The sequence below is a fragment of the Enterococcus sp. AZ128 genome, assembly GCF_051714485.1.
GTDB lineage: Bacteria > Bacillota > Bacilli > Lactobacillales > Enterococcaceae > Enterococcus_A.
The window spans coordinates 1,443,678-1,469,883 of sequence record NZ_JBIORZ010000001.1 but is presented as its reverse complement, the minus strand read 5'-3'; the positions used below and the strand labels follow the sequence as shown (position 1 = coordinate 1,469,883).

Sequence of the window (26,206 nt, the reverse complement as noted above, 5' to 3'; positions counted from 1 at the left end):
TTTATCAGATTTCAAAAGAGTGAACAAATTCTAATCCCGTGATATACTAAATATTGTGAATAAATAAAAAATTGAACTTAGTGAGGGAAATCAGATGAGTTTTCAAAATCCTAATCAAGAAAAGATTTTTCAGTATTTGGACGAAGCAAAAGTGATTGCGATAGTTGGATTAAGCGATAAGCCTGAAAAAACAAGTTATCAAATTGCTGACGTATTAAAATCTCATGGATATAAATTATACGGAGTTAATCCAAAATTAGCAGGCCAATCGATCAATGAGATTCCAGTTGTAGAAGATTTAGTCGCAGTACCTGAGACGATAGATATAGTAGATATTTTTAGACGTAGTGAATTTTTGCCAGCAGTTGCAAAGGAATTTTTGAAAACGGATGCCAAAGTTTTTTGGGCTCAGCTTGGTTTGAGCAATGAAGAGGCGGCTAAAATATTGCAAGATCAAGGGCGCAATGATATCGTTATGGATCGTTGTGTGAAGATCGAATTAAACAAAAAAGCGTAATCTCTTAGTTGATTTTCTTAAAAAAAAAGCTTAAAATGCCTTTTCAGTTGAAGGATAGGCTTTTTTTTTGAGCTTTTTTAGCGTATCATACAAATGATGTACTTTAGAAAAGGAAATTCACCCCACTTTTTATTGTTTGATAAACAGGCAAGAAATCTTTTATCAAATAGTGCGGCGATATCCAGTACGAATAAACAAAATATTTTTCTTATTAGGAAAATAATTACGTAAAAGTAGAAGTAAGGAGTTGTAGGCTTGGTTAAAATGAACAACGAGTATAATGACGCTTCGATCCAGGTATTAGAAGGATTAGAAGCGGTTCGAAAACGACCTGGGATGTATATCGGCTCGACTGATGGTCGCGGCTTACATCATTTGGTTTATGAAATCGTCGACAACGCAGTCGATGAAGCGTTGTCTGGTTATGGAAATGAGATTGAAGTTGTTCTTCATCCGGATAATAGTGTAGAAGTGAGCGATAAAGGACGGGGAATGCCAGTTGGGATGCATGCATCTGGAATCCCAACAGTAGAGGTAATCTTTACGATTCTGCATGCTGGCGGAAAGTTTGGACAGGGTGGATATAAAACGTCTGGTGGGTTACACGGTGTTGGTGCCAGTGTTGTAAATGCCTTATCAGAATGGTTGAATGTCACAATCGTTCGTGATGGTGTGGAATACTGTGAAGAATTCAAAGACGGCGGTAAGCCACAAGGAACTCTTAAAAAAATAGGCAAAACTCGTAAACCAAACGGAACAACTGTGCATTTTTTACCCGATGCTCAAATTTTTTCAACACTTAATTTTTCTTATGAAACCTTATCCGAGCGTTTACGTGAATCGGCGTTCTTGTTACGGGGTGTTAAGATCATTTTGACTGATCTACGTGGAGAAGAAAAGATTACGGAAGTCTTCCATTTCGAAGAAGGAATCAAAGAGTTCGTTGAATATTTGAACGAAGACAAGGATACGTTGACTCCTGTCGTTTATTTTTCTGGTGAACGTGATGGAATCGAAGTTGAATTTTCTTATCAATACAACGATGGATATTCGGAAAACCTTCTTTCATTCGTTAATAATGTGCGCACAAAAGATGGCGGTACTCACGAGTCTGGGATGAAAACATCTATGACTAAAGCTTTCAACGAATACGCTCGTAAATCTGGCTTGTTAAAAGAAAAAGACAAAAATCTTGAAGGATCAGATTTCCGTGAGGGGTTATCAGCAGTTCTATCTGTTCGCATCCCTGAGAATCTTCTGCAATTTGAGGGACAAACAAAAGAAAAACTAGGAACCCCTGCTGCTCGTGGTGCAGTTGATAGTGTAATTGGCGAACAAATGGGCTTCTACTTGCAAGAAAATAGTGAGAATAGCCAAATGTTGGTTCGTAAAGCAATCAAAGCGCGTGAAGCGCGTGAAGCTGCGCGTAAAGCCCGTGAAGAAAGTCGGAATGGCAAGAAACGCAAAAAAGGCGAATCATTACTTTCAGGCAAACTTACTCCAGCTCAGTCTCGAAATGCCGCTAAAAATGAGTTGTTCTTAGTCGAAGGGGATTCTGCCGGTGGTTCAGCGAAACAAGGTCGTGATCGGAAATTCCAAGCAATCTTACCATTACGAGGTAAAGTTATTAATACCGAAAAAGCCAAGATGCAGGATATCTTGAAAAATGAGGAGATTAATACAATGATCTACACAATCGGTTCTGGAGTTGGTCCGGAATTTTCGATTGAGGACTGTAATTACGATAAAGTAATTATTATGACAGATGCGGATACCGATGGTGCTCATATTCAAGTTTTGTTATTGACTTTCTTCTATCGCTACATGAAGCCATTGATCGAGGCTGGAAAAGTGTATATCGCTTTACCACCACTATACAAAGTTTCAAAAGGTGCTGGACGCAAACAAGTCATTGAATACGCATGGACAGATGATGAGCTACAAGATGCAACGAGTAAAATTGGTAAAGGCTATATGCTGCAACGTTACAAAGGGCTAGGAGAGATGAACGCCGATCAATTGTGGGAAACGACCATGGATCCTGAACATCGTACACTTGTCCGTGTACGGATCGATGATGCTGCTCAAGCGGAACGCCGCGTTACAACCTTAATGGGCGATAAAGTAGAGCCACGTCGTAAATGGATCGAAAACCATGTGCAATTTACTTTAGAAGAGGACGGTAGTTTACTGGATAATAAAGAAGAAATATCTACAGTTCCAGTGGCTGAACAACAAGAAAAAGAAGAAACGGCTGACGAAGTAAAAGTAATCAGTTTGTTTGATGAGTAGGAGGTGGTCAATTAATGGATACTAAGCATTCAATTCAAGAATTAACTTTGGAAGAAGTAATGGGGGACCGTTTTGGCCGCTATTCTAAATATATTATTCAAGAACGTGCGCTGCCGGATATTCGTGACGGCTTGAAACCCGTACAACGTCGTATTCTGTTTGCTATGAATAAAGATGGCAATACTTACGATAAAGGTTTCCGTAAATCTGCAAAATCTGTTGGTAATATCATGGGGAATTATCATCCTCATGGAGACAGTTCAATTTATGAAGCGATGGTTCGAATGAGCCAAGATTGGAAATTGCGTCAGGTACTAATCGAGATGCATGGTAACAATGGTTCGATGGATGGTGATCCACCTGCTGCAATGCGTTATACAGAAGCACGATTATCTCAATTAAGCGGTGAGATGTTAAAAGATATCGAGAAAGAAACCGTTGACTTCGTATGGAACTTTGATGATACAGAAAAAGAGCCAACAGTGTTACCAGCAGCATACCCAAACTTGTTGGTTAATGGTTCAACTGGTATTTCTGCCGGATATGCGACTGAGATCCCTACACATAATCTATCCGAGGTTATCGATGGTGCAATCTATTTGATTGACCATTCAAATGCTTCGTTAGAAAAAATTATGGAATATATTCCGGGTCCAGATTTTCCAACAGGAGGAATTCTACAAGGAAAGGCTGAAATTAAAAAAGCATACGAAACAGGAAAGGGCAAAGTAATCCTTCGTTCAAAAACCTCGATTGAACCGCTTAAAGGCGGGAAACAGCAAATCGTCATTCATGAGATTCCTTATGAGGTGAATAAAGCTGTTTTAGTCAAAAAGATGGATGAAATCCGTTTGAATAAAAAAATTGACGGGATTGCTGAGGTTCGTGATGAATCAGATCGGACGGGGCTGCAGGTCGTTGTAGAACTTAAGAAAGACGCTAATGCAGAAGGTATTCTAAATTACTTATTCAAGAATACTGATTTGCAAATCAACTATAATTTCAACATGGTTGCGATCGACAATATGACTCCGCAACAAGTTGGTTTGAAACATATTTTAGAAAGTTATATCGGCCATCGTAAATCTGTAATCACAAAACGTAGTCAGTTCGAACTTTCTAAGGCGCAAAAACGTCAACACATTGTTGAAGGTTTAATGAAGGCTTTGTCGATATTGGATGAGGTTATTGCAACGATTCGCAACAGTAAAGATAAAAAGGATGCAAAAAACAATTTAGTCGAACGTTTTGACTTCAGCGAAGAGCAAGCTGAAGCGATTGTGACCTTGCAATTGTACCGCTTGACCAATACTGATATCACTCAATTAGAAAAAGAAGCAGCTGAGCTAGCTGGTGAGATCAAAGAATTACATTTAATTTTGGACAGTGAAAAAGAACTGCATAAAGTTATGAAACAAGAGTTGCGCCAAATCAAAAAGAATTACGGCAATGATCGCTTGACAAAAATAGAAGATGAAATCAGCGAGATCAAGATCGAGACAGAAGTATTAATCGCACAAGAAGATGTGATTGTTACTTTAACAAAAGAGGGCTATTTGAAACGTAGCAGTCTACGCTCATACAATGCTTCACGTCCTGATGAACACGGGATGAAAGATGGCGATTCTATTATCTTTATTGATAAGCTGAACACACTTGAACATTTGTTGATTTTAACGAATCATGGAAATATGATTTATCGACCAGTTCATGAAATCACTGAACTAAAATGGAAAGATGTGGGAGAACACATCTCACAAACCATTACTAACTTATCTATGACAGAAGAAATAATAGCAGCCTTTCCTTATAAAGAGATTGATGCAAACAAACTCTTTATCTTCATGAGTAAGGAAGGTATGATCAAACAAACTCGTATGACAGAATTTTCGCCTTGGCGCACCTATCGTAGCCGACCTACAACTGCGATGAAAATGAAAAGCGATACAGATCAGATTGTATCAGTCTTCTTAACGGATGAGGTCCGTAATGTAGATGTTTTTATTGCTTCGCATCGAGCGTTTGGTTTGCGTTATCCGTTAGAAGAAGTACCTGTAGTGGGTTCTAAAGCAGCCGGCGTTAAGGCTATCAACCTTAAAGATGGCGACTATGTAATAGCGGGCGGTTTAGTTCCTTCTGAAGGAGATTCGCCAATTCTATTATTAAGTCAACGTGGTGCAGCAAAACGAATGCTTGCGCAGGAATTGCCGCAATTGGGACGTGCTAAGCGTGGCTTAATGATTTTCCGTGAGTTAAAGAAAAATCCGCATCGACTCACTTACATGACGACGGAGACTGAAGGAAGACTTATTTTGACGTCCAGCAAAGGTATCGAAAAAGAAATTGAGGTATCTAATGTCGCTATTAGCGACCGAATGTCAAATGGCACGTTTGCAATTGATGAGAAAAAAGAAGGAGAGCTTTTCTCTGTTTATCACCCTCAGGAATTAAGTGAGGAATAGCTTTCTGTACTATAAAATAGTAATACAGCCGGGTATCTGTTTTAAAACAGATACCCGTTTTTTTTATCACAAAATACGAAAAAATACATAGTTCGAGCAAAAGGATTAATTCGATATTTACTAGAAAATCCCATTATATAAAGGGTTTGCTAGCGATTTCAGGAATATCTTATTTTCTAATTAATCTTTCACAAGGAAAGGCTTGCATAATAGAATTTATGTGTTATACTTTGTTCGTAAAGCTGTAGCAATTAAGTTTTTATTATTCTAAGGAGGTCCTTTTGGAATGGGAACTGCAACAAATGAACTAGAAAAAATGAAAAACACTGAAAAGTCTGCATGGGAAGGCTTTAAAGGTCATCTATGGAAGAACGAGATCAATACTCGGGACTTTATCCAAGCAAACTACACACCTTATGAAGGCGCGGCTGACTTCTTAGCTGATCCAACTGAGGAAACCAATGCATTATGGAATAAGTTGCAAGAACTTCAAAAGCAAGAACGCGAAAATGGCGGAGTGCTAGATATGGAAGCGGATATCGTATCTGCTGCTAACGCATACGGTGCTGGTTATATTGACGAAGATATGAAAGATAAAGAAACAATCGTTGGTATTCAGACTGATAAGCCTTTGAAACGTGCATTCATGCCTTATGGCGGTATTCGTATGGCTGAAGAATCACTTGAAAGCTATGGCTACACACCAAATCCTAAATATACTGAAATCTTCAATGATTATCATAAAACTCATAACCAAGCTGTATTTGATGTCTATACTCCAGAAATTCGTGCAGCTCGTCGTGCTAAGATCATTACAGGGCTTCCAGATACTTACGGACGTGGACGTATCGTTGGTGACTATCGTCGTGTAGCTTTATATGGTATTGATTATTTGATGCAGCAAAAATTAAAAGATCATGCAAATTGTGGTCATGGTCAATTCACAGAAGAAGACCTTCGTCTACGTGAAGAAATTAGTGATCAATACAAGGCATTAAAACGTATTAAAGAAATGGCAGAAGCTTATGGCTTTGATATCTCTCGTCCAGCAGAAAATGCGAAAGAAGCTGTTCAATGGACATACTTCGGTTATCTAGCAGCAATTAAGGAACAAAATGGTGCTGCAATGTCAATCGGCCGTGTTTCTACTTTCTTGGACATCTATATTCAACGCGATATCCAAAATGGCATATTGACAGAGGAACAGGCGCAAGAATTGATTGATCATTTGGTAATGAAATTACGTATGGTTAAATTTGCACGTATTCCATCATACAATGAGTTATTCTCTGGTGACCCGGTTTGGGCAACATTATCAATTGCTGGTATGGGTATGGACGGACGTACATTGGTTACTAAGAATGATTTCCGTTTCTTACACACATTAGAAAATATGGGACCATCTCCAGAACCAAACTTGACTGTATTGTATTCTTCTCGTTTACCAGAAGGGTTCAAAGACTATGCAGCAAAAATTTCAATTGACACATCTTCAATTCAATATGAAAATGATGATGTAATGCGCCCAGTATGGTTAGATGATTACGCAATCTGCTGCTGTGTATCTGCTACACAAACAGGGAAAGAAATGCAATTCTTTGGTGCTCGCGCTAACTTAGCAAAAGCTTTGTTATATGCAATTAACGGCGGTGTTGATGAAAAATCTAAAGCACAAGTCGGACCTGATTTCCGCCCAATCGAATCAGACGATGCATTGGACTTTGACGATGTTATGGCTAAATATGATGAAGTGCTTGAATGGCTAGCGGGTATGTATGTGAATACATTGAATGCAATCCACTATATGCATGACAAATATTACTATGAAGCAGCTGAATTGGCGTTGATGGATACTGACTTAAAACGTACATTCGCAACGGGAATCGCTGGATTCTCACATGTTGTCGATTCGTTAGCAGCTATCAAGTATGCGAAGGTCTTCCCAATTCGCGACGAAGATGGAATTGTTACTGACTTTAAGATCGATGGTGAGTTCCCTAAATATGGTAATGACGACGCTCGTGCGGATGATTTAGCGGTTTGGGTATTGAAAACATTTATGGAAAAATTAGAACACTACCATACTTACCGTAACTCAGAACCAACAACTTCAATCTTAACAATTACTTCAAACGTTGTTTATGGTAAAGCAACTGGTACAATGCCTGATGGACGTAAAGCCGGTGAACCGTTGGCTCCAGGAGCAAATCCATCTTATGGTGCTGAACAAAATGGGTTATTGGCATCTCTTAACTCATTGACAAAATTACCATACGAATATGCATTAGACGGTATTTCAAATACTCAAAGTATTAATCCTGATGCCTTAGGACATGATGAAGATGAGCGGATTGAAAACTTGACGAACGTTTTAGATGGTTACTTCAATCAAGGAGCACATCACTTAAACGTGAACGTATTCGGTAAAGAAAAATTAATCGATGCAATGGAACATCCAGAAAAAGAAGAATATGCGAACTTTACGATCCGTGTTTCTGGATATGCAGTTAAATTCATCGACTTGACTCGTGAACAGCAAGAAGATGTTATCAGCCGTACATTCCACGCAAAAATGTAAGCTGTTGATTACAATAATTAAAGGTATAGTAAGGGCGGATGGACGGAGGTCTATTCGCCTTACTTTTACCAGTTTAGTAGAGCTTAAGCTGGATTTAGAAGAATAATCGCATGAAAAAAGTCATTTACTTATAGTCTCATAAAAAAACCAATTTGTTGGTATGCGTAGTGAAAATCAACACTTAAAAAATTTTACATATATTAAGAGGGGGCCTGTTTATGTCTGCTGTGACTGAACAACCTATTGTCGGAAATGTCCATTCAATTGAAAGTTTCGGATCTGTTGACGGACCGGGAGTACGTTTTATTGTCTTTATGCAAGGGTGTCGTATGCGTTGTCAATTCTGCCATAATCCGGATACTTGGAAAATCAATGATCCAAAAGCTAAAAAGAGAACTGCTGATGATATTTTAAAGGAAGCAGTGAATTATAAAAGCTATTGGGGTAAAAAAGGTGGTATCACTGTAAGTGGTGGGGAACCATTATTGCAAATTGATTTTTTAATTGATTTATTTAAAAAGGCAAAAGAGCTGGGAATTAACACGACTTTAGATAGTTGTGGCAAGCCCTTTACATTTGACGAACCATTTTTCTCGAAATTTGAGGAATTGATGAAATATACAGATCTGGTTTTATTTGATATTAAACAGATCGATAATCAAAAGCATAAAGAATTGACTGGTCAAAGTAACGACAATATCTTGGAGATGGCGAAATATCTTTCTGACATCAATAAACCTGTTTGGATACGCCATGTGCTGGTACCTTTTAGAAGCGACTATGACGAATTTTTAATTCGATTAGATACATTTATTAAGAGCTTAAACAATGTTGATAAGGTTGAAATCCTGCCTTATCATACGATGGGGAAATATAAGTGGGAAGAAATGGGAATGAAGTATCCTTTAGAAGGAATTGAACCACCTACTGATGATCGTGTAGAGAATGCTAAAAAGATATTGCATACTGAAGATTATAAAGGCTATTTGAAGCGTAAAAATTAAATAAAACAAAAAAATCGGGTGGAGTGTTCTTTACCCGATTTTTATTTAGATAGTTTTGGAATATGATTTAAAAAAGCGGCATGTTGTTGCTCTTTTCATTTTTTTTGATATGATAAAGAAGAACTTATTTAAAGGAGCGAATAAACTATGGGAAAAGTTTTAATTTTTGGACACCAAAACCCTGACACGGATGCGATTGGAGCAGCGATTGCATTTGCTAACTTGCAAAAGGAATTAGGTGTGGATGCCGAAGCAGTAGCGCTTGGAACACCAAATGAAGAGACACAATTTGCTTTGGATCATTTTGGTTTGACAGCGCCACGTGCGGTAAAAAAAATCGCGGCTGAAACAAATGATGTAATGTTAGTTGACCACAATGAATTTCAACAAAGTGTGGCCGACATTGAAGATCTGAATATTTTAGCGGTAGTTGACCATCACCGGATTGCAAACTTCCAAACAGCAAACCCTTTATATTATCGTGCTGAACCAGTTGGGTGTACGTCGACGATTGTTCTAAAACTATACAAAGAAAACAGTATTGCTGTTCCTGCAAAAATCGCGGGCATGATGTTATCAGCGATTGTTTCCGATACATTATTATTCAAATCACCGACTTGCACGCAAGAGGATATTGATGCCGCAAATGAATTAGCTGAAATTGCTGGTATTGAGTTGAACAGCTATGGGCTTGATTTATTAAAAGCTGGAACAAATTTAAGTAATAAATCTGAAGCAGAATTATTGGATTTAGATGCTAAGTCATTTCCTATGGCAGGAAAAACTGTTCGAATTGCGCAGGTTAATACGGTAGATTTGGCTGAAGTTTTCACTCGTCAAGCTGCTTTGCGTGATGCGATGTTGGCTGAAAATGTCAAGAATGGTTATGATTTATTCTTACTGCTTGTTACAAATGTACTTGATTCTGATTCAGAATTATTAATAGCCGGTGAACCAAGAGAAATGGTTACCGAAGCATTTAAAGTACAACTTGAAAATGACCGTGCATTCTTACCAGGTGTTGTATCACGTAAGAAGCAAATCGTACCTCAATTGACCGAAGCGTTTGAAAAATAATTCGAGCTTTTAAAAAGTGGACTTTGGAAGTCCACTTTTTTGTGGAATTTTTTAAAGAGGACTATAATTCAAATGGACATTGAGCTCAACAAATTGTTTTAAGCAATTTTTTTATCTATGGAATGGTTGGTGCTCAAAAGACCATAATTAAATATTGAGTTAAAAAGGTTCTCCATTTTTGGAAAGGAGATTGCTATGCAAATCTATACGAACAACAAAAAAATTCAACTTTTTTTAAAGCGTACAGAAATTCAAGAATTATTGAATTATTTTGAGAAACTGCAAGAGCCAGTGATCCTGCGTGAGATTAGAAAAAAATTTCCGTATCATAAACATTTAGATAAAGATATCGATTTTTTGATTGACAACGGTATTATTACTCGTCAGGATCGCCGCTATTATTTTTCTTTACCAGTAATTAAGGATTATCCAACGACTGAAATCGTCGAAAAAGTTATTCAAGAGGCAGATGAAAAGTATTCGATCGATGAGCTATTGGTTTGGTTAGGTGAAATACTGAGGGTTGATGAATTTAGCGATATACTCGCGATAGATTTTATTTTTCCGAGATTTAACCGATTAGAAAATGATAACTTTCAATTAGTGACAATTAATCGCGCAGGAAAATTACCAGAAACATTAGCGAATTATTTTGTGAATATTGACCAACCAAAATTATTCCCGAATCTGGCTTCGCTTATTGGGGATGTTAATCAGGAATTTTTCAGCAATCAGTTGGACCTAATTTTCGATCGTGTAATGGCAAGCAAGCCGCCGCGACGAGACTCGATCTTTGTGGATAGCTTGCTGACCACTCAAGTGATTACCGCTGATCCGGAATGGCAATTGGTTATTCCGTTCTATACTAAGAGTATATCTTATGACTTTGATCGAGAATTAGATAGCCGGACACGTTTCTTTTTTGTGCGACAATTAGCTGAACGACTGTTAGCTGACAGAGAAAGTTTTACGTACTTAATAAAAAAGAAGGCATGAAAAAATGCAACGAATAATAAAGGGATTTATTTTGATTGTTAGTTTTTTATTGGTGTTTGGCGGTATTTATTATGCGAAGGTGCGCTACTTCAGTCCAGGCACATTAGCAAAACAGAAAGGTATTCATTATTCAAATGTGCCTACAGTCTTTATTCATGGGTATGAAGGGAACTCCTTTTCTTTTGGACCGCTTTTACGGAGATTTGAACGAGAGAATGTCGCTAAACGTGAGATGACGATTGTAGTTCAAGCGGATGGTAAGCTAACTGTCGAAGGAAGATTGAAGAATAGAAATGATAATCCGACGATCATGGTCCTTTTTGCAAAAGATGTAACGGATGAAATAACTCAAAGCAAGTGGATTGATAAAGTAATGCGCTATTTGTATGAACAAAAGGTAACACGTGTCAATCTTGTCAGCCATTCTATGGGCGGGGTTTCGTCGCTACGCTATTTATTAGAGTATGCGGGAGATAAAACACCAGTGACTGACCGTTTTGTTGCGATCGCTGCACCCTTTAATGACTTGGAAATCGCTGAAGATACGGAAGAGATTTTTGCTTATGAATTAACAGAAAATGGACCAAGCGGGGAAACTCCGATCTATCAATATTTTGATCAAGCTATGAATCGCTTACCCTCGAATTTACAAGTACTTAATGTCGCGGGAAACTTGCAGGACGAAACAGATAGTGATGGCTCTGTTTCAACGCATAGTGCATTTTCCTTGCGCTTACTATTCCAAAAACATGCAAAGAGCTATCAGGAACTAACTGTTACAGGAAAAAGCGGCGCTCATTCGACGATAACTAAGAGTGATAAGTTAGAAAAAAAATTGATCCAATTTATATGGAAAAAAACAGCTTGAAGCTAGTGCTTCAAGCTGTTTTTTTGACGTTTGCGAACTTTTTTTGTCCAGAACCCGCCAGAGATATATTTTGGTTCATAGGAGATAATGAAGGCGCGCTCTTCAACTTCTTTAATCAATGCATAAAGGGTACGTTCTGTTTTACGTGGAGATAAAATCTCTAAGATCATTCGCCCACCTTCAAGACCTTCTCCATAGGATTGTGTGACGCCATATCCGTTCTCTCTCAAAATACGAGGTAAGCTCGATTCTTGATCAGTATTAGTTGGTAATATGACAGTGACCATGATATAGCCTAAAGCTAATTTGTCTTCAATTCTTATGCCAACACTAATTCCGATTGCGTATCCTAAGGCATATGTCAGTAGATTGATAGGGTTATCTAAACGATTTAAGACCATTGACAGCCCGAGAATGTAGATAGTAATTTCTACCATACTCATTAAAGGAGCTAAAACGCGATACCCCTTCATCGTAAGCATAAAACGAAGAGTATTCAATGTAACGTACGCAAAATTAATAAAAAAGATCATTACCAGCATTTTAATATCAACCAAATAAAAGAACCCCTTTATTTTATATTTTTCAAATTTATTGGGTTTTATTGTTCGTGTTTTTTCTTATGATTACCAGCCTAACGATTATTCTAGTAAAAAGCAAATAGAAGGAAATAAGTAAAAGAAAAACTTTTATAAACTATCAAAAAAAACGATCAAGATAATAACGAGTGTTATTTATATGTGCTAAATGAACTTATTTAAAAGAATTGGAAATTTTAACTTCTATTTTAAATCTTATTATAATATAATGTTAGATAGAGGCATTTAATAATGTAGAGAGGAATGCAGAAAACGCTTGATACGTTATTTATCTTGGGTTTGTGTTATTATAATAAAACAAGGTATGTTTTTATTATTAAACTTTACACATTGAAATGTAATTTAAGAGCGCTTTGTCGTTCGATTAAAAAGGTGGTTCTCATGAAAAATACTATGCAAGATGAAAAGCAACAAGTGGATGATGCTAAGAAATCATTTTTGTCTGGAGAAAATTTTTATGCACAACAGATGTTGGGAGCACACCAAGAGGAAGATGGGCATGTTTTTAGAGTATGGGCACCGAATGCACTAGCGGTTTCTTTAGTTGGAGATTTCAATGACTGGCAAGACTTGCCAATGGAAAAAGATGACTCAAGCGGAATCTGGCAAGTTTATACAGATGCTGCAAAAGAGGGGGATCTTTACAAGTTTAAGGTGAAACAAGCCGATGGTCGAGAGATTCTGAAAATTGATCCATTCGCTGTTCGGTTTGAAAAACGTCCTGGCGATGCAGCGGAACTATATAATTTCCCCGAAAAGAAATGGAAAGATGGTTTATGGCGCGGACGAAGCAAACGAGCGAATGCGTTTAAACGGCCGTTGAATATTTACGAGATGCATGCCAGCTCTTGGAAGTATCATGAAGATGGGACGCCCTACAGTTTCGCCGATTTGAAGCAGGAACTGATTCCTTACTTGGTCGAAATGAATTATACACATGTTGAGTTTATGCCATTAATGGAGCATCCATTGGGACGTTCGTGGGGGTATCAGCTAATTGGTTATTTTGCAATGAGCTCTTACTATGGCACACCGGCGGATTTTCAAGATTTTGTAGAAGCATGTCATTTGAACAACATCGGAGTGTTTGTTGATTGGGTGCCTGGTCATTATTGTATCAATGATGACACGTTGCCTTATTATGATGGAACGCCTCAATTTGAATATACCGATCCGGACCGAGCTAAAAATAATCGCTGGGGATCAATAAATTTTGATCTTGGCAAACCTCAGGTTCAAAGTTTTCTGATTTCTAGTGCGATGTTCTGGATCGAGATGTTTCATGTGGACGGCATTCGAGTGGATGCTGTTTCAAGCATGATTTATCGAGATTACGATGATGGTCCATGGACACCAAATCATGAAGGCGGAAACCGTAATTTTGAAGGCTATTACTTTTTGCAAAAGTTGAATGCAGTAATCAAGTTGGCACATCCAAATGTGTTAATGATTGCGGAAGAAAGTTCTTCTGAGACACCGGTTACTGGGTTGATTGAAAGTGGTTCGTTGGGTTTTGATTTTAAATGGAACATGGGCTGGATGAATGATGTTTTACGTTTTTATGAGATGGATCCGGTTTATCGAAGTGAAAATTTTAACTTAATTACCTTTTCTTTCATGTACATGATGCAAGAAAATTTTATTTTGCCGCTTTCTCATGATGAAGTAGTTCATGGCAAAAAGAGTTTGATGCATAAAATGTGGGGTGATCGCTATAAACAATTTGCGCAATTGCGGAATTTATACACGTATTTTATGATGCATCCAGGTAAAAAATTACTGTTTATGGGAAGTGAATGGGGTCAATTTTTAGAATGGAAATTTGATGAAGGATTAGAATGGGACGACTTGAATGACTCAATGAATCATTCAATGCAGCATTTTACAGCCGAATTAAATGATTTTTATAAGAGCCAAACGGCTTTATGGGAATTGGAAGATTCTTATGACACGATCGAAATTATTGATGCAGATAATACAGATGAATCGGTGTTGACCTTTATGCGCAAAGGAAAGCGTAAAAAAGATTTTTTGATCATTATACTAAATATGACTCCGGTTGAACGCCATGATTTCCACATAGGCGTTCCATACCCAGGAACGTATAAAGAAGTTTGGAATACTGAAATGAAAGAATTTGGTGGGACTTGGACGAAACACAACGAGGATCGTCAAAGTGAACCAATCAAATTTAAAGAGTACGGCCAGTTGATCAAGACGATTGTCCCAGCTCTGGGAGCTATTGTTTTAAAACCAGAATCAATTAACACACGCAAAAAATAGAGGGGAGGTAGATGAAGGAAAATCCTTCATCTAAGTAAAATGAAAACAGAAATTTTAGCAATGATTTTAGCCGGTGGGAAAGGTTCTCGCCTAGGCAAACTGACACAAAAAATTGCAAAACCTGCTGTCCCTTTTGGCGGTCGCTATCGAATTATTGATTTTACCTTGAGCAATTGTATCAATTCCGGGATTAACAATGTGGGTGTGGTGACACAATATCAACCGTTGGCATTAAATAATCATATCGGGAATGGCTCTAGTTGGGGATTTGATGGCTTAAATTCCGGCGTGACAATCTTACAACCGTATTCTAGCAATGATGGCAGTAAATGGTTCGAAGGAACGGCTCACGCGATTTATCAAAATATGGATTACATTGATCAAATGGACCCGCAATATGTTCTTGTATTATCAGGTGATCATATCTATAAAATGGATTATGAAGCGATGTTGGAAGATCATAAAGCCAATAATGCATCATTGACAGTCGCTGTAATCGAGGTACCAATTGAAGAAGCCTCGCGTTTCGGGATTATGAATACTGATGAAAACGATCGAATCATTGAATTTGAGGAAAAACCAGAAGTTCCCAAAAGTAACTTAGCTTCGATGGGGATCTATATCTTCAACTGGAGCCGTTTACGCAGTGTATTGCTGAACAGCTACAAAAAGGATGATCAAATGTTAGATTTCGGAAAACATGTGATCCCAGCCTATTTAGAAAGTGGAGAAAATGTTTTTGCTTATCGTTTTGACGGCTACTGGAAGGACGTAGGTACGATCGATTCTCTTTGGGAAGCTAGTATGGAGTTTATTGATCCGGAACATAATTTGAATATTCGAGATAAGAATTGGCGTATTTTAGCGAAGAATACGATTTCCCCACCGCATTTTTTAACAGAAAGTGCCGATGTGAAGGATTCACTAGTTGTTGATGGATGCTATGTTGCTGGTCACGTTGAACATAGTATTTTATCGGGCGATGTTCAGGTTAAAGAAGGAGCAAAAGTGGTGGACAGCGTGATTATGCCAGGTGCTACGATCGGTAAAAATGTACAAATCACGAAAGCGATCATTGGGGAGAATGCAATCATTGGCGACGGTGCGGTGGTTGATGGTTCGGAAGAAATCGCTGTCGTGGGCTATTCAGAAGTGATTGGAGTGTTGACAAGTGAGAGCGAATAAAATGTGTGCCATTATGGGTAATGTATATGAATGTCCAGAATTATTACCCTTAACTGAAAAAAGACCATTGGCTACTTTGCCTTTCGATTGCAAGTATCGTCTAATTGACTTCAATTTGTCAAATGCGATCAATGCTAATATCAAGTCTGTCTACATGGTTTTCAATCAAGGAACAACTAAATCTGTATTTGACCATATCGGCGGCGGACGTGAATGGCACTTGGATAGTGTGGATAGTCGCTACTTTATTCACTTTTATCAAGATTTCTTAAAAAAGAAAGCCGAAGGACGTCCTTATTTCGAATCTGTTATCGATTATTTAAATAAATCGAAATCGGAATATACAGTTTTTATGGGAAATCGAATGCTTTGTAACATTGATTTGGAGGCGGTATTAAAAATTCACCAACAAAGTGACAGTGTTATGACAGTTGTCTATAAAAAAATGCCTAAGGAACAAATCTATCGTCAAGATGAAATTTTAGAAGTAGATGAACATGGCATAATTAAAGGACACCATAATTTCTTAGAAGATAAATCAGATGATGAAATGCTTAATTTGAGTATGAAGATCTTTATTTGCCGTACAGATTGGTTAATCAATGCCTTGCAGGAAGGACAAAATTTAGGTGGTCCGGTAGCATTAGTTGATTTCTTGACTCTAGCGATGAATCAGGTGAAAACATATGCTTATGAATATACAGGTTTTTTAAGTAATATATTTGATATCAAATCTTATTATGATGCCAACATGGCGATGCTGGATCCGAAAAAGTTCACCTCGTTGCTTTATTCTAAACAGAAGATCTATACAAAACTAAAAAATGAAGTGGCTACGTATTATTCTCCAACCTCAGAAGTGAGAAATAGCCAATTCGCAACAGGCTGTTTAATTGACGGTAAAGTTCAAGGATCTCTTGTATCACGGAGTGTTGTAGTAGAAAACGGTGCCGAGGTTGAAGAATCGATTATCATGGCAAGCTGCAGTATTCAAGAAAATGCTTTTGTTAAGCATGCGATATTGGATAAAAATGTTGTGGTGGAACCAGGAATCAAAATTATTGGTTCAGCTGATCAGCCAGTTGTTATCAAGAAAAACACGCATGTATTAAGCGACGTTTATGGAGGCGAATAAGCGTGAAGACATTATTTGTAGCAGCTGAATGTGCACCCTTTTTTAAAACAGGAGGATTGGGTGATGTCGCAGGTGCTTTGCCAAAGGCGCTGAAGGAAAAAGGAACGGACGTAAAAGTTGTTTTGCCGTATTTTACGAAAATGTCAGACCGCTATAAAGAGCAGTTAGAGGATTTATTCTCTTATGATGTTTATGTAGGATGGCGTAAGCAGTATTGCGGTGTGAAGCATCTTAAAATGAATGGGATTGATTATTATTTTTTAGATAATCTGTATTACTTTAATCGTCCGGAACTGTATGGCTATTATGATGACGGAGAACGTTTTGCTTTTTATCAGCAAGCAGTCATTGAATTAATGGAGAAGATTGATTTTATTCCTGATGTAATGCACTTGAACGATTACCATACATCCTTCATTCCATTTTTATTGAAGGAAAAATATCACTGGATTCAGAAATTTAATCAAATTCGGACGGTTCTGACTATTCATAATATCGAGTTTCAAGGACAGTATGATCGTGAGATTCTATATGATTTATTCGGCGTAGGTTGTGAACGCTACGATGATGGAACAATTCGCTTTAATGATTGTGTGAATTTTATGAAAGCGGGCATCCTTTATGCGGATCGTGTAACGACAGTCAGTCCTTCTTATGCTGAAGAAATCAAAACAGCTGAATTTGGTACAGGGTTGGATGGAATATTACGGATGGAAAGCGGAAAATTGCGCGGAATATTAAATGGGATCGACTATGATACTTTTGATCCAGCAAAAGATCCTGCGATTTTTTCAAACTATGATGAAAAACATCTTGATAAAAAAACAGAAAATAAAGTTCAATTACAGAAGCACTTAGATTTACCCGTTCGTCCGGATATTCCTGTAATTGGAATTGTCAGTCGTTTAACATATCAAAAGGGTTTCCATTTGTTACTAGAAGAAATGGAACATTTGATGCAGTTTGATGTGCAATTGGTTTTGATCGGTACGGGTGATCCTAATTTTGAAAATCAGTTCCATTATTTTGGTGAAAAATACCCCCAAAAAGCTAGCATACATATCGCATTTGATGTGACGTTGGCTCAAAAAGTCTATGCGGGGGCTGATATGTTTTTGATGCCATCAGCGTTTGAACCTTGCGGATTGTCACAAATGATCTCAATGCGTTATGGAACATTGCCAATTGTGCATGAGATTGGTGGTCTAAAGGATACTGTTCAACCCTATAACCCAATTACTAATGAAGGCACTGGTTTTGGGTTTGATATTTTTGAATCGTTTTATTTAATGAACGCTTTAAAGCAGGCGATTGAACTTTATCATGATCACCAAGATATTTGGAGAAAAATTGTGCTAGAGGCAATGTCGCGTGATTTTAGCTGGAATGAATCTAGTCAACAATATTTAGAGCTATATAAGCAAATGTAGGATTCGAAATGCCAGAATCTAAAGCCTTAGGCTATGGATTTTGGCTTTTTCTATCAAGCTTCTAGCTGTGATGAGGTACTATGTAGTAAGAATTAATCGTATTTTCGAAAAATGCAGGTTGGAGATGACGAAATGGACAAAAAAGAATTTAAACAATCATTCAGCCGCCGTTTAGCTGAAAAATTTGCAATGGATGTAGCAGATGCTTCCCCAAACGAACTTTATCAAACGTTGGGTTCATTGCTGACTTCGGCATACTCACAGAATTGGCAACAAACATGGAAAGACTATCGAGAAGCAGAACAAAAACAAGCTTATTATTTCTCTATTGAATTTTTGCCAGGAAAAATGTTGAAAAGCAATCTGCTTAACATGGGCTGGCTGGATATGGTAACGGAGGCTTTAAGTGAATTAGGCATTAATTTAGATGATCTGGCTGAAGTGGAGCCGGATATGGCACTAGGTAATGGCGGCTTAGGTCGTTTAGCATCATGTTTCATGGATTCAATCGCTTCGATGGGCTTACCAGGTAATGGTAATGGAATTCGTTATGAATATGGGCTTTTTAAGCAGCGTTTTGTCGACAATTATCAGGTAGAGTTACCAGATGAATGGCTGCAAAAGGGCAATCTGTGGGAAGTTCGAAAAGAAAGTAAAGCGGTAGATGTGCGAATTGGCGGAGATGTCTACATGAGTCCTGATTCCTATGGCAACCTTGTTCCGATTTATCAAGGAGGAATGAAGTTACGCGCGGTTCCTTATGATACTGGTATGGTTGGGTATCAGAATGATATTGTCAATACGATGCGATTGTGGTCGGTGGAAATCCCGCCAGAAGAAGAGGATCGCTATCGAAGTATCGAAGATCGCCGTGCGGTTGAGGATTTGACATCCGTCTTATATCCAGATGATTCTAGTGAAGCGGGCAGAAAACTCCGCTTATCGCAAGAGTATTTCTTTGTTTCCGCTGGAGTACAAAGTATTTTACGGTATTACAAACAATTAGATAAATCGATGGACGAGATCAATCAATATATTGCAATTCATATAAATGATACTCACCCAGCAATGTGTGTCGCTGAGTTCATGCGCCTGTTAATCGACGAAGAAAAATTAGGCTGGGATCGGGCTTGGAATTTGACTCAAGAGGTCATGAGTTATACAAATCATACTATCATGGCTGAGGCACTTGAAAAGTGGTCCATTGATATGATGAAAAGTGTTTGTCCTCGAATTTATCAGATTATTGAAGAGATAGACAGACGTTTTGTTGAAGAGATGACCGGAGTTCATGATTTTGATTTAATTCAACGGACAAGAATCATTCAGTACGGACAGGTTCACATGGCTCATCTCGCTATTATCGGTTCTCATTCAACCAATGGCGTGGCAAAATTGCATTCGGATCTTTTAAAGTCCGTTGTTCTGCATGATTTTTATCGACTTTATCCAGCTCGTTTTAATAACAAAACGAATGGAATCGCAATGCGTCGATGGACACAGTTAGCCAACCCTAAAATGAGTAAAGTACTAGATGAGGCAATTGGGAAATCTTGGCGTAAAAAACCAAGTGACTTACGTTTACTGCTTAATTATGAAGAAGATGATCAAGTTCTAGATGCTTTAGCAGACGCGAAGCTAGAGAATAAAAAACGTTTAGCTGATTACATTCAAAAGCAATGTGGAATCGCAGTGAATCCTGAGGCAATTTTTGATGTTCAAATCAAACGATTGCATGCGTATAAACGCCAATTACTGAATTTGCTGCACATCATTAAATTATACTTGGATCTGAAAGAAAATCCTGAGCTGCCAATCGAACCGAGAGTATTTATTTTCGGTGCAAAAGCTGCTCCTAGCTATCATCATGCGAAATCAATTATCAAAGTCATTAATGAAACCGCTAGTTTGATTAATCAAGATCCAGCGATTAACGATAAGTTGAAGGTTGTCTTTTTGGAAAATTATAATGTGAGTTTGGCGGAGCGGATCATTCCAGCAGCCGATGTCAGTGAACAAATTTCTTTAGCATCAAAAGAAGCTTCTGGTACATCAAATATGAAGTTAATGTTGAATGGAGCAGTGACGATCGCGACTTTAGATGGGGCTAACGTTGAGATTCGTGATGCTGTTGGGGATGAAAATATCGCTATTTTTGGTTTAACTGAATCAGAAGTGTATCAGTATTATGAAAATAGAAACTATTCATCAATGGATATTTTCAAGGAGAATGCTGTCATACAAAAGGTGGTAAAGGCTCTTATTGATGGAACGATCCCCAATATTCTTACAGAAGGATATGAAATATTCGATTCATTAGTCAAATACAATGATGAATTCTTTGTCTTGCGTGATTTTGAAGATTACTGCTTAGCACAGGAATCGGTCAATCAAGCGTATCAAGATCAGCGTCGTTGGCGACAAATAAGCCTACGCAATATAGCAAATGCTGGACGTTTCTCATCAGACAATACAGTTCAACGTTACGCAGATGATATTTGGCAAATCGAGCCTGTTTTTGCTCATGAAGATGATCGAGGTGTGACACAACATGACTCATATTTACTTTAATCCATGGTTAGAACGTTATAAACAACCATTTGGTGCTGTTCAAGAAGGGGCAATGGTCAAAATTTGGCTGTCTGTCCCTGAGCAGCAAAATACAAAAGTCCTTTTGATCGTACGTAAAGAGGGAAGTTCGGTCGGTCAAAAAATTTTTTCAATGGAGCCAGCCTCAGAAGATCGGTTTCATTTTCAAACGATTATGGATCAAGGATGGGGTCTGTACTTTTATTATTTTAATATTATTCATGAATCGGAAGGGTACGAGACTGTACAATACTATGGTTTTAATAGGCAAGGCGGGGAAGGCAGAATTTATGGTTCTGAACGGGAGGTAGTTCCTTATCAGCTGACTTGTTATCAAAAACCGGAAGTCGCGCCTAAATGGTATCGCGACGCTGTTTTCTACCAGATTTTCCCAGATCGTTTCGCTAACGGAAATCCCGATAGAATAATTAATCAACCCAAAAAAAATACCTTCATTTATGCGACTGAAGAAGACGAACCATTTTATATTAAGAATCAAAAAAGTGAAATTGTTCGCTGGGATTTTTTTGGTGGGAATTTTAAAGGAATTCAGGAAAAGATACCTTATTTGTTAGAGCTGGGAATCACAGCACTTTATTTAAATCCGATTTTTGAAGCTAGTTCTAATCATCGATATGATACCAACGACTATTTTAAAGTGGATGGCGTTCTAGGAACTGAAGAGGATTTTCGAAGTTTGATCGCAGCTTTGCATATGGCGGGTATCGCTGTCGTGCTAGATGGTGTCTTCTCCCATGTTGGCAAAGATAGCCGCTATTTCAATATTTCAGGCTATTATGGAGAGAATACAGGTGCCGCACGAGATGCAGAGAGTCAATATCGTGACTGGTTCACCTTTAATCATTATCCAGATGATTATAAATCTTGGTGGGGCGTCGCAGATTTACCAGAAGTACGAAAAGAAAATCCTCGCTATCAAGAATTCATTTATGGCGATTTGGACAGTGTCTTGTCGAAATGGACTTCAATGGGTGTGGATGGCTGGCGATTAGATGTAGCTGATGAACTGACTGATGATTTCATTGCGGGGATTCGTAAAAATCTATTATCCTATCAAGAGAAAATCTTGATTGGAGAAGTTTGGGAGGATGCCTCAAATAAAATTGCATACGATACTCGACGTAAATATGTTTTTGGCGATCATTTACAGGGAGTAATGAATTATCCGCTGCGGCAGCAAATCTTGGACCTTTTAAAGCAATCCCGTTCCTTGCAAGATATTTGCGAAGAAATGATTCGTTATCAAGAAAACTATCCTGCTGATTTTTATTATAATCAGTTAAACAATATTGGAACTCATGATACTGAACGTATTTTGACAATGTTAGGCGGGTCTGTTGAAACGCTGGATCAAGCATGGGGGCTGATGTTTATGATGCCGGGCATTCCTTGTGTCTATTACGGTGACGAGGCTGGCTTGACTGGCGGTAAAGATCCTGATAATCGCAAATTCTTCCCTTGGAAATCGATTGATCCTCGCTTGTTTAAAAACTGTCAGAAGTGGATCGAACGCAGAAAGAAATATGATGTTATGAAAAATGGTCAGTTTTTCCCATTTTACTCTCAAGCCCAACAAATTTTTGGGATCATTCGTTATACAGAGAATGCTTACGTGATTTACGCGCTCAACCTATCTGATCAAGAACAACTATTAAATGTCGGAGAATTATCAAGTCCTCGTGCTTATCAGGGAGAATACGCGGTTTTAGAGCGTATTTTGGAAGGCGAGACATTGGCTCCAAAAGGCAGCTTATTCATGTATGATTCAAATTAACTTATCTGTTTTGTTTGCTTACTGCTTAGAAAATTAAAAGCATTTTTTCAGCATTTATGCTAAACTATGCTATATCAGAACGATGAGGATGATTTTATGCAAACGTACAGCAGAAAAAAGAGCCGTTTTCCTGCTTTTGATGATGAAGCAGGTGTTAAATTAGTACAAATCAATCAACGTGTCTTGTTTGATGGACAGGATGACTTGATTACAAGTTATCGTTTGGAGGCAAAAGATATCTTTGAACGCCCGATGCCGAAAAACAAACGAACAAGACGTGTTAATCTAGATGAAGAACCGCGCAGAGAGCTAGATCACCATAAAGCGAATTTGCCAACGTACTATGGAGAACGAAAAGAATCGAAAAAAGCGAACTTATTTGAAGAGCGCAAACCAAAAGAAACGACGCAGCCTAAAGCTTCTTTTAATACGCGAAATGGCCGCAGTGCTACACCTTTTGCACCTAAATTTGTGCCCTCTTCATTAATTCCCGATGAACCGGCCGATGCAGTCTCACCACGAGAATTGATGCAAAGAATGGAAAAATCACGTCAATCCTACATTCTATTTGCTTCGGAAAATGAACAGCAGCAACCGGCGATCGAAAGAAAAAATTCGCGTCAACGGTTAGATCGTTCACTACGAGGTATCATGGAAGAAGAGAATTCAAGTATTGAAAATAGCAAATATTTTCATGATTAAGGCAGAAGGAGCCGATTGGCATCCTTCTGTTGTTTTGCGATGATAGGAGAGAACAGGGAATATGAATCCATTTGAGGAAAAGATTCGTCAATTACGAGCAGGAGAAATTGATACTTTCGAAGTGAAGCGAGATGAGTTTTTTTTGTTTCGCGAAGTATGGAGTAAACAAGAGGATAAAAAATTTTTCCGAGGTATCGCTGGATTAAAGGGAAATATTACTTATGTCTACGATACATCAATCGTTTAGGCTATTGACTTTTTCATTTTAGCTCGCTATCATGAAAAAGGATTCTGCGGTGGTGTTGGAATTGGCAGACAAGCATGACTAAGGATCATGTGAGAGCAATCTCGTGTGGGTTCGAGTCCCATTCGCCGCATTAGGATGTACCAATCTTGGTACATTCTTTTTTTGTAAGAAAATCAGGATTAAATGATTAGACAATTGTTTATTTTCATTTTTAAGCAATCCTTTTGTGTATTTCGATCACAAGATTTGCTTGTCTATTAGTCATCAGCTAAAATTAACTTATTGAAATGTGAATTTGCATATTTTGGAGGAAGCGGTAATGGAAGCGATTGGTCAAGTCTTAAAAGAGTTCAGAAAAGAACATGGCATGACACAGAAAGATCTTTCTCAAGGAATTTGTTCTCAAAGTGTCTTGAGTCGGATTGAAAATAATGAAGAGATTCCCAATATTTTTGTGATCCAGCAACTTTGTCATCGATTAGGGATTACGATTGACCAACTGATGCTTGATTTTTTACCAGAAGAACTGTTCCTGCGAAAATATTTCAATAAGATGTTTATGTATTTGCGAATCGGAAAATATTTAGAGATTCGAACCACCTTAGACTATTTAGATGAGCGTCAAATCACGCATCTTGATAAGGATCGCCAGTTGGCCTGCTTTTTTAAGGGCGTCTGCGCCTATTTTATCGACAAGAACCCAGAAGCGGCTTTAGAAAAAATAGAACAGGGACTATCAATCTGTGTTTCGAAAAAATATGATGGCTATTTTGATAGTCGGATCTTACTTTTAAGTCTGGCTGGTAAGATGAACTCTGTTTTAGGCAGAGTGAACGAAGCGCAAAATTACTACAACCAAAGCTTTGAGCTATTTCAAACGATGATGGCTGACTATTCAGAACGAAGCGAATTGAGTAATCTTTTTGTTAATTATGGAACTTTTTTAGTTAAGCACGAGCGTTTGGATTTAGCAGAGAAGGTCGTGGATATGGGGCTAAAATGGAATCGTCAACAATGCAGTTACTACAAGTTGAGAGAGCTTTTGGAATTGAAGATCCTTATGCTGGAGGCTCGTGATGAACTTCATTTAGTGATAAATTATCGGAAAATGGTACGCGCCTTAGAAAAGATAAAAGATTTATAGAATGGTCTACACCATTCTTGACTTATTATCCTTTCAGGAGTAACTTTAAGGTACTAAGAAAAAAGGGAGAGCTCAAAATGAAAACATTTATTTACGCTGACAAATTCTTTCTAAACTCTGGTGTTAAAGGCGCAGGTTATTTAGATGTCACTGATGGCATTTTTGGAACATATACGAAAGAAAAACCAGAAGGTGCTGAGATCATCGACCAAAGTGGAAAATGGATCGCTCCTGGTTTAGTTGATACTCATATCCATGGGTATAAAAATCATGATGTTATGGATAATGATGCTGAAGGAATCAAAGTGATGTCTGAAGGCTTATTATCATGTGGTGTCACAAGTTTCTTGCCAACAACATTAACGTCTTCAAAAGAACGGTTAAAAGATGTTGCTGAAACAATTGGAAAAGTTTCCAAAGATGTTGATGGTGCTAAAATTCAAGGAATTTACTTTGAAGGTCCATTCTTCACAGAAGAACATAAAGGGGCTCAAAATCCTAGTTATTTCGGTGATCCAGATTTGGATACCTTCCATGAATGGCAAGAAGCTTCAGGCGGTTTGATTAAGAAAATTGCATTGGCTCCTGAACGTAAAGGGGTCAAAGAGTTTGTTAAAACAGTGACTGATGAAGGTGTAGTTGTTTCGTTAGGGCATTCCAACGCAACTTTAGAAGAAGCGCAAGAAGCAGTTGAAGCAGGTGCGAGTGTCTTCGTACATGCTTACAATGGAATGCGTGGATTTAATCACCGCGAACCTGGAATGGTCGGAGCTTTGTTGGCGTTGCAGCATGTCTTCTCCGAATTAATTTGTGACGGTCATCATGTGCATCCGCAAGCGGCTGAAGTGTTGATGGAAAAAGCAGGACATGATCACGTGGCTTTGATTACTGACTGTATGATGGCTGGTGGTATGCCTGATGGCAACTACAATTTGGGCGAATTCCCCGTAGTCGTTGCAGAAGGAACAGCTCGTCTAGACTCAGGTAACCTGGCTGGAAGTATCTTGAAATTAAAAGAAGCAATCAAAAATGTTGTTGATTGGAATATCGCAACACCTGAACAAGCAGTTATGATGGCGTCCTACGTACCAGCTGTCAGCTGTAAGATTGATGATAAATGTGGAATGATCGCTGAAGGTCGTGCGGCTGACTTTATTGTCTTAGACCCTAGCATGGATCTAGTAGCTACTTATCTTGATGGCGTAGAACGCTACCACGCTTAATTGAATCGTCATTATTAAACTCGATCATTTTTTTGATCGAGTTTTTTTGTTATTGAGAACCTTTTTATGGTAAAATTTTC

At 38.1% G+C, this 26,206-nt stretch carries 19 protein-coding genes and 1 tRNA gene; 19 read left to right on the top strand and 1 reads right to left on the bottom strand.

The features are described from left to right. The first annotated feature begins 94 nt into the window (after positions 1-94). The 8 genes from IGI38_RS07170 to IGI38_RS07135 all read left to right on the top strand — a co-directional run bounded on the left by IGI38_RS07170 (position 95) and on the right by IGI38_RS07135 (position 11,794). Positions 95-517 (top strand): CoA-binding protein, encoded by a 423-nt coding sequence (locus IGI38_RS07170; protein WP_438728297.1) that lies wholly within the window; start codon positions 95-97, stop codon positions 515-517. A 264-nt stretch (positions 518-781) separates the two neighbouring features. Beyond that, positions 782-2,809, top strand: a complete 2,028-nt coding sequence (gene parE / locus IGI38_RS07165) for a DNA topoisomerase IV subunit B (protein ID WP_438730355.1) — start codon at positions 782-784, stop codon at positions 2,807-2,809. Positions 2,810-2,823: 14 nt separating this feature from the next. After that, on the top strand, positions 2,824-5,271 hold the full coding sequence (parC, locus tag IGI38_RS07160) for a DNA topoisomerase IV subunit A (RefSeq protein ID WP_438728295.1): 2,448 nt from the start codon (positions 2,824-2,826) through the stop codon (positions 5,269-5,271). 286 nt (positions 5,272-5,557) lie between these two features. After that, positions 5,558-7,849 carry a formate C-acetyltransferase gene (gene pflB / locus IGI38_RS07155; RefSeq protein WP_438728293.1) on the top strand — a complete coding sequence of 764 codons (2,292 nt, stop codon included), beginning with the start codon at positions 5,558-5,560 and terminating at the stop codon, positions 7,847-7,849. A 218-nt stretch (positions 7,850-8,067) separates the two neighbouring features. Further along, the gene (gene pflA / locus IGI38_RS07150; RefSeq protein ID WP_438728291.1) at positions 8,068-8,853 is read left to right on the top strand and encodes a pyruvate formate-lyase-activating protein; all 786 of its coding nucleotides are present in this window, start codon (positions 8,068-8,070) and stop codon (positions 8,851-8,853) included. A 147-nt stretch (positions 8,854-9,000) separates the two neighbouring features. Beyond that, positions 9,001-9,930 carry a manganese-dependent inorganic pyrophosphatase gene (locus tag IGI38_RS07145; protein WP_438728289.1) on the top strand — a complete coding sequence of 310 codons (930 nt, stop codon included), beginning with the start codon at positions 9,001-9,003 and terminating at the stop codon, positions 9,928-9,930. Between the two features lie 195 nt (positions 9,931-10,125). After that, a complete protein-coding gene (locus tag IGI38_RS07140; RefSeq protein ID WP_438728287.1) occupies positions 10,126-10,926 on the top strand; it encodes a DUF1803 domain-containing protein in 801 nt (266 codons plus the stop codon). Between the two features lie 4 nt (positions 10,927-10,930). Then, positions 10,931-11,794, top strand: coding sequence for an alpha/beta hydrolase (locus IGI38_RS07135; protein WP_438728285.1), 864 nt, complete (start codon positions 10,931-10,933; stop codon positions 11,792-11,794). Positions 11,795-11,796: 2 nt separating this feature from the next. On the opposite strand, the gene IGI38_RS07130 is transcribed toward IGI38_RS07135, so the two are convergent. Beyond that, positions 11,797-12,351: a DUF2179 domain-containing protein gene (locus tag IGI38_RS07130; RefSeq protein ID WP_438728283.1), complete on the bottom strand. Its 555-nt coding sequence runs from the start codon at positions 12,349-12,351 to the stop codon at positions 11,797-11,799. Between the two features lie 423 nt (positions 12,352-12,774). On the opposite strand from IGI38_RS07130, the gene glgB reads away from it, so the two are divergent. The 11 genes from glgB (at position 12,775) to nagA (ending at position 26,126) form a co-directional block, all read left to right on the top strand. Next, positions 12,775-14,676 (top strand): 1,4-alpha-glucan branching protein GlgB, encoded by a 1,902-nt coding sequence (glgB, locus tag IGI38_RS07125; protein WP_438728281.1) that lies wholly within the window; start codon positions 12,775-12,777, stop codon positions 14,674-14,676. A gap of 39 nt (positions 14,677-14,715) precedes the next feature. Next, on the top strand, positions 14,716-15,861 hold the full coding sequence (locus IGI38_RS07120; protein ID WP_438728279.1) for a glucose-1-phosphate adenylyltransferase: 1,146 nt from the start codon (positions 14,716-14,718) through the stop codon (positions 15,859-15,861). Then, the gene (gene glgD / locus IGI38_RS07115) at positions 15,848-16,996 is read left to right on the top strand and encodes a glucose-1-phosphate adenylyltransferase subunit GlgD (protein ID WP_438728277.1); all 1,149 of its coding nucleotides are present in this window, start codon (positions 15,848-15,850) and stop codon (positions 16,994-16,996) included. Before IGI38_RS07120 ends, glgD begins: the two co-directional genes overlap by 14 nt. Positions 16,997-16,998: 2 nt before the next feature. Then, positions 16,999-18,426, top strand: coding sequence for a glycogen synthase GlgA (glgA, locus tag IGI38_RS07110; protein ID WP_438728275.1), 1,428 nt, complete (start codon positions 16,999-17,001; stop codon positions 18,424-18,426). Positions 18,427-18,558: 132 nt separating this feature from the next. After that, complete coding sequence (locus IGI38_RS07105; protein WP_438728273.1) at positions 18,559-20,997, top strand: glycogen/starch/alpha-glucan phosphorylase; 2,439 nt, start codon at positions 18,559-18,561, stop codon at positions 20,995-20,997. Beyond that, entirely contained in the window at positions 20,978-22,810 is a 1,833-nt protein-coding gene (locus IGI38_RS07100; RefSeq protein ID WP_438728270.1) for a glycoside hydrolase family 13 protein, read from the top strand. Before IGI38_RS07105 ends, IGI38_RS07100 begins: the two co-directional genes overlap by 20 nt. A gap of 96 nt (positions 22,811-22,906) precedes the next feature. Further along, positions 22,907-23,512, top strand: coding sequence for a hypothetical protein (locus tag IGI38_RS07095; protein ID WP_438728268.1), 606 nt, complete (start codon positions 22,907-22,909; stop codon positions 23,510-23,512). A 61-nt stretch (positions 23,513-23,573) separates the two neighbouring features. Then, the gene (locus IGI38_RS07090) at positions 23,574-23,759 is read left to right on the top strand and encodes a hypothetical protein (RefSeq protein ID WP_438728266.1); all 186 of its coding nucleotides are present in this window, start codon (positions 23,574-23,576) and stop codon (positions 23,757-23,759) included. Positions 23,760-23,805: 46 nt separating this feature from the next. Further along, a tRNA-Leu gene (locus IGI38_RS07085) sits at positions 23,806-23,889 on the top strand. 189 nt (positions 23,890-24,078) lie between these two features. Further along, positions 24,079-24,903: a helix-turn-helix domain-containing protein gene (locus IGI38_RS07080; protein ID WP_438728264.1), complete on the top strand. Its 825-nt coding sequence runs from the start codon at positions 24,079-24,081 to the stop codon at positions 24,901-24,903. Between the two features lie 77 nt (positions 24,904-24,980). After that, positions 24,981-26,126, top strand: coding sequence for an N-acetylglucosamine-6-phosphate deacetylase (nagA, locus tag IGI38_RS07075; RefSeq protein WP_438728262.1), 1,146 nt, complete (start codon positions 24,981-24,983; stop codon positions 26,124-26,126). The last annotated feature ends 80 nt before the right edge of the window (positions 26,127-26,206 follow it).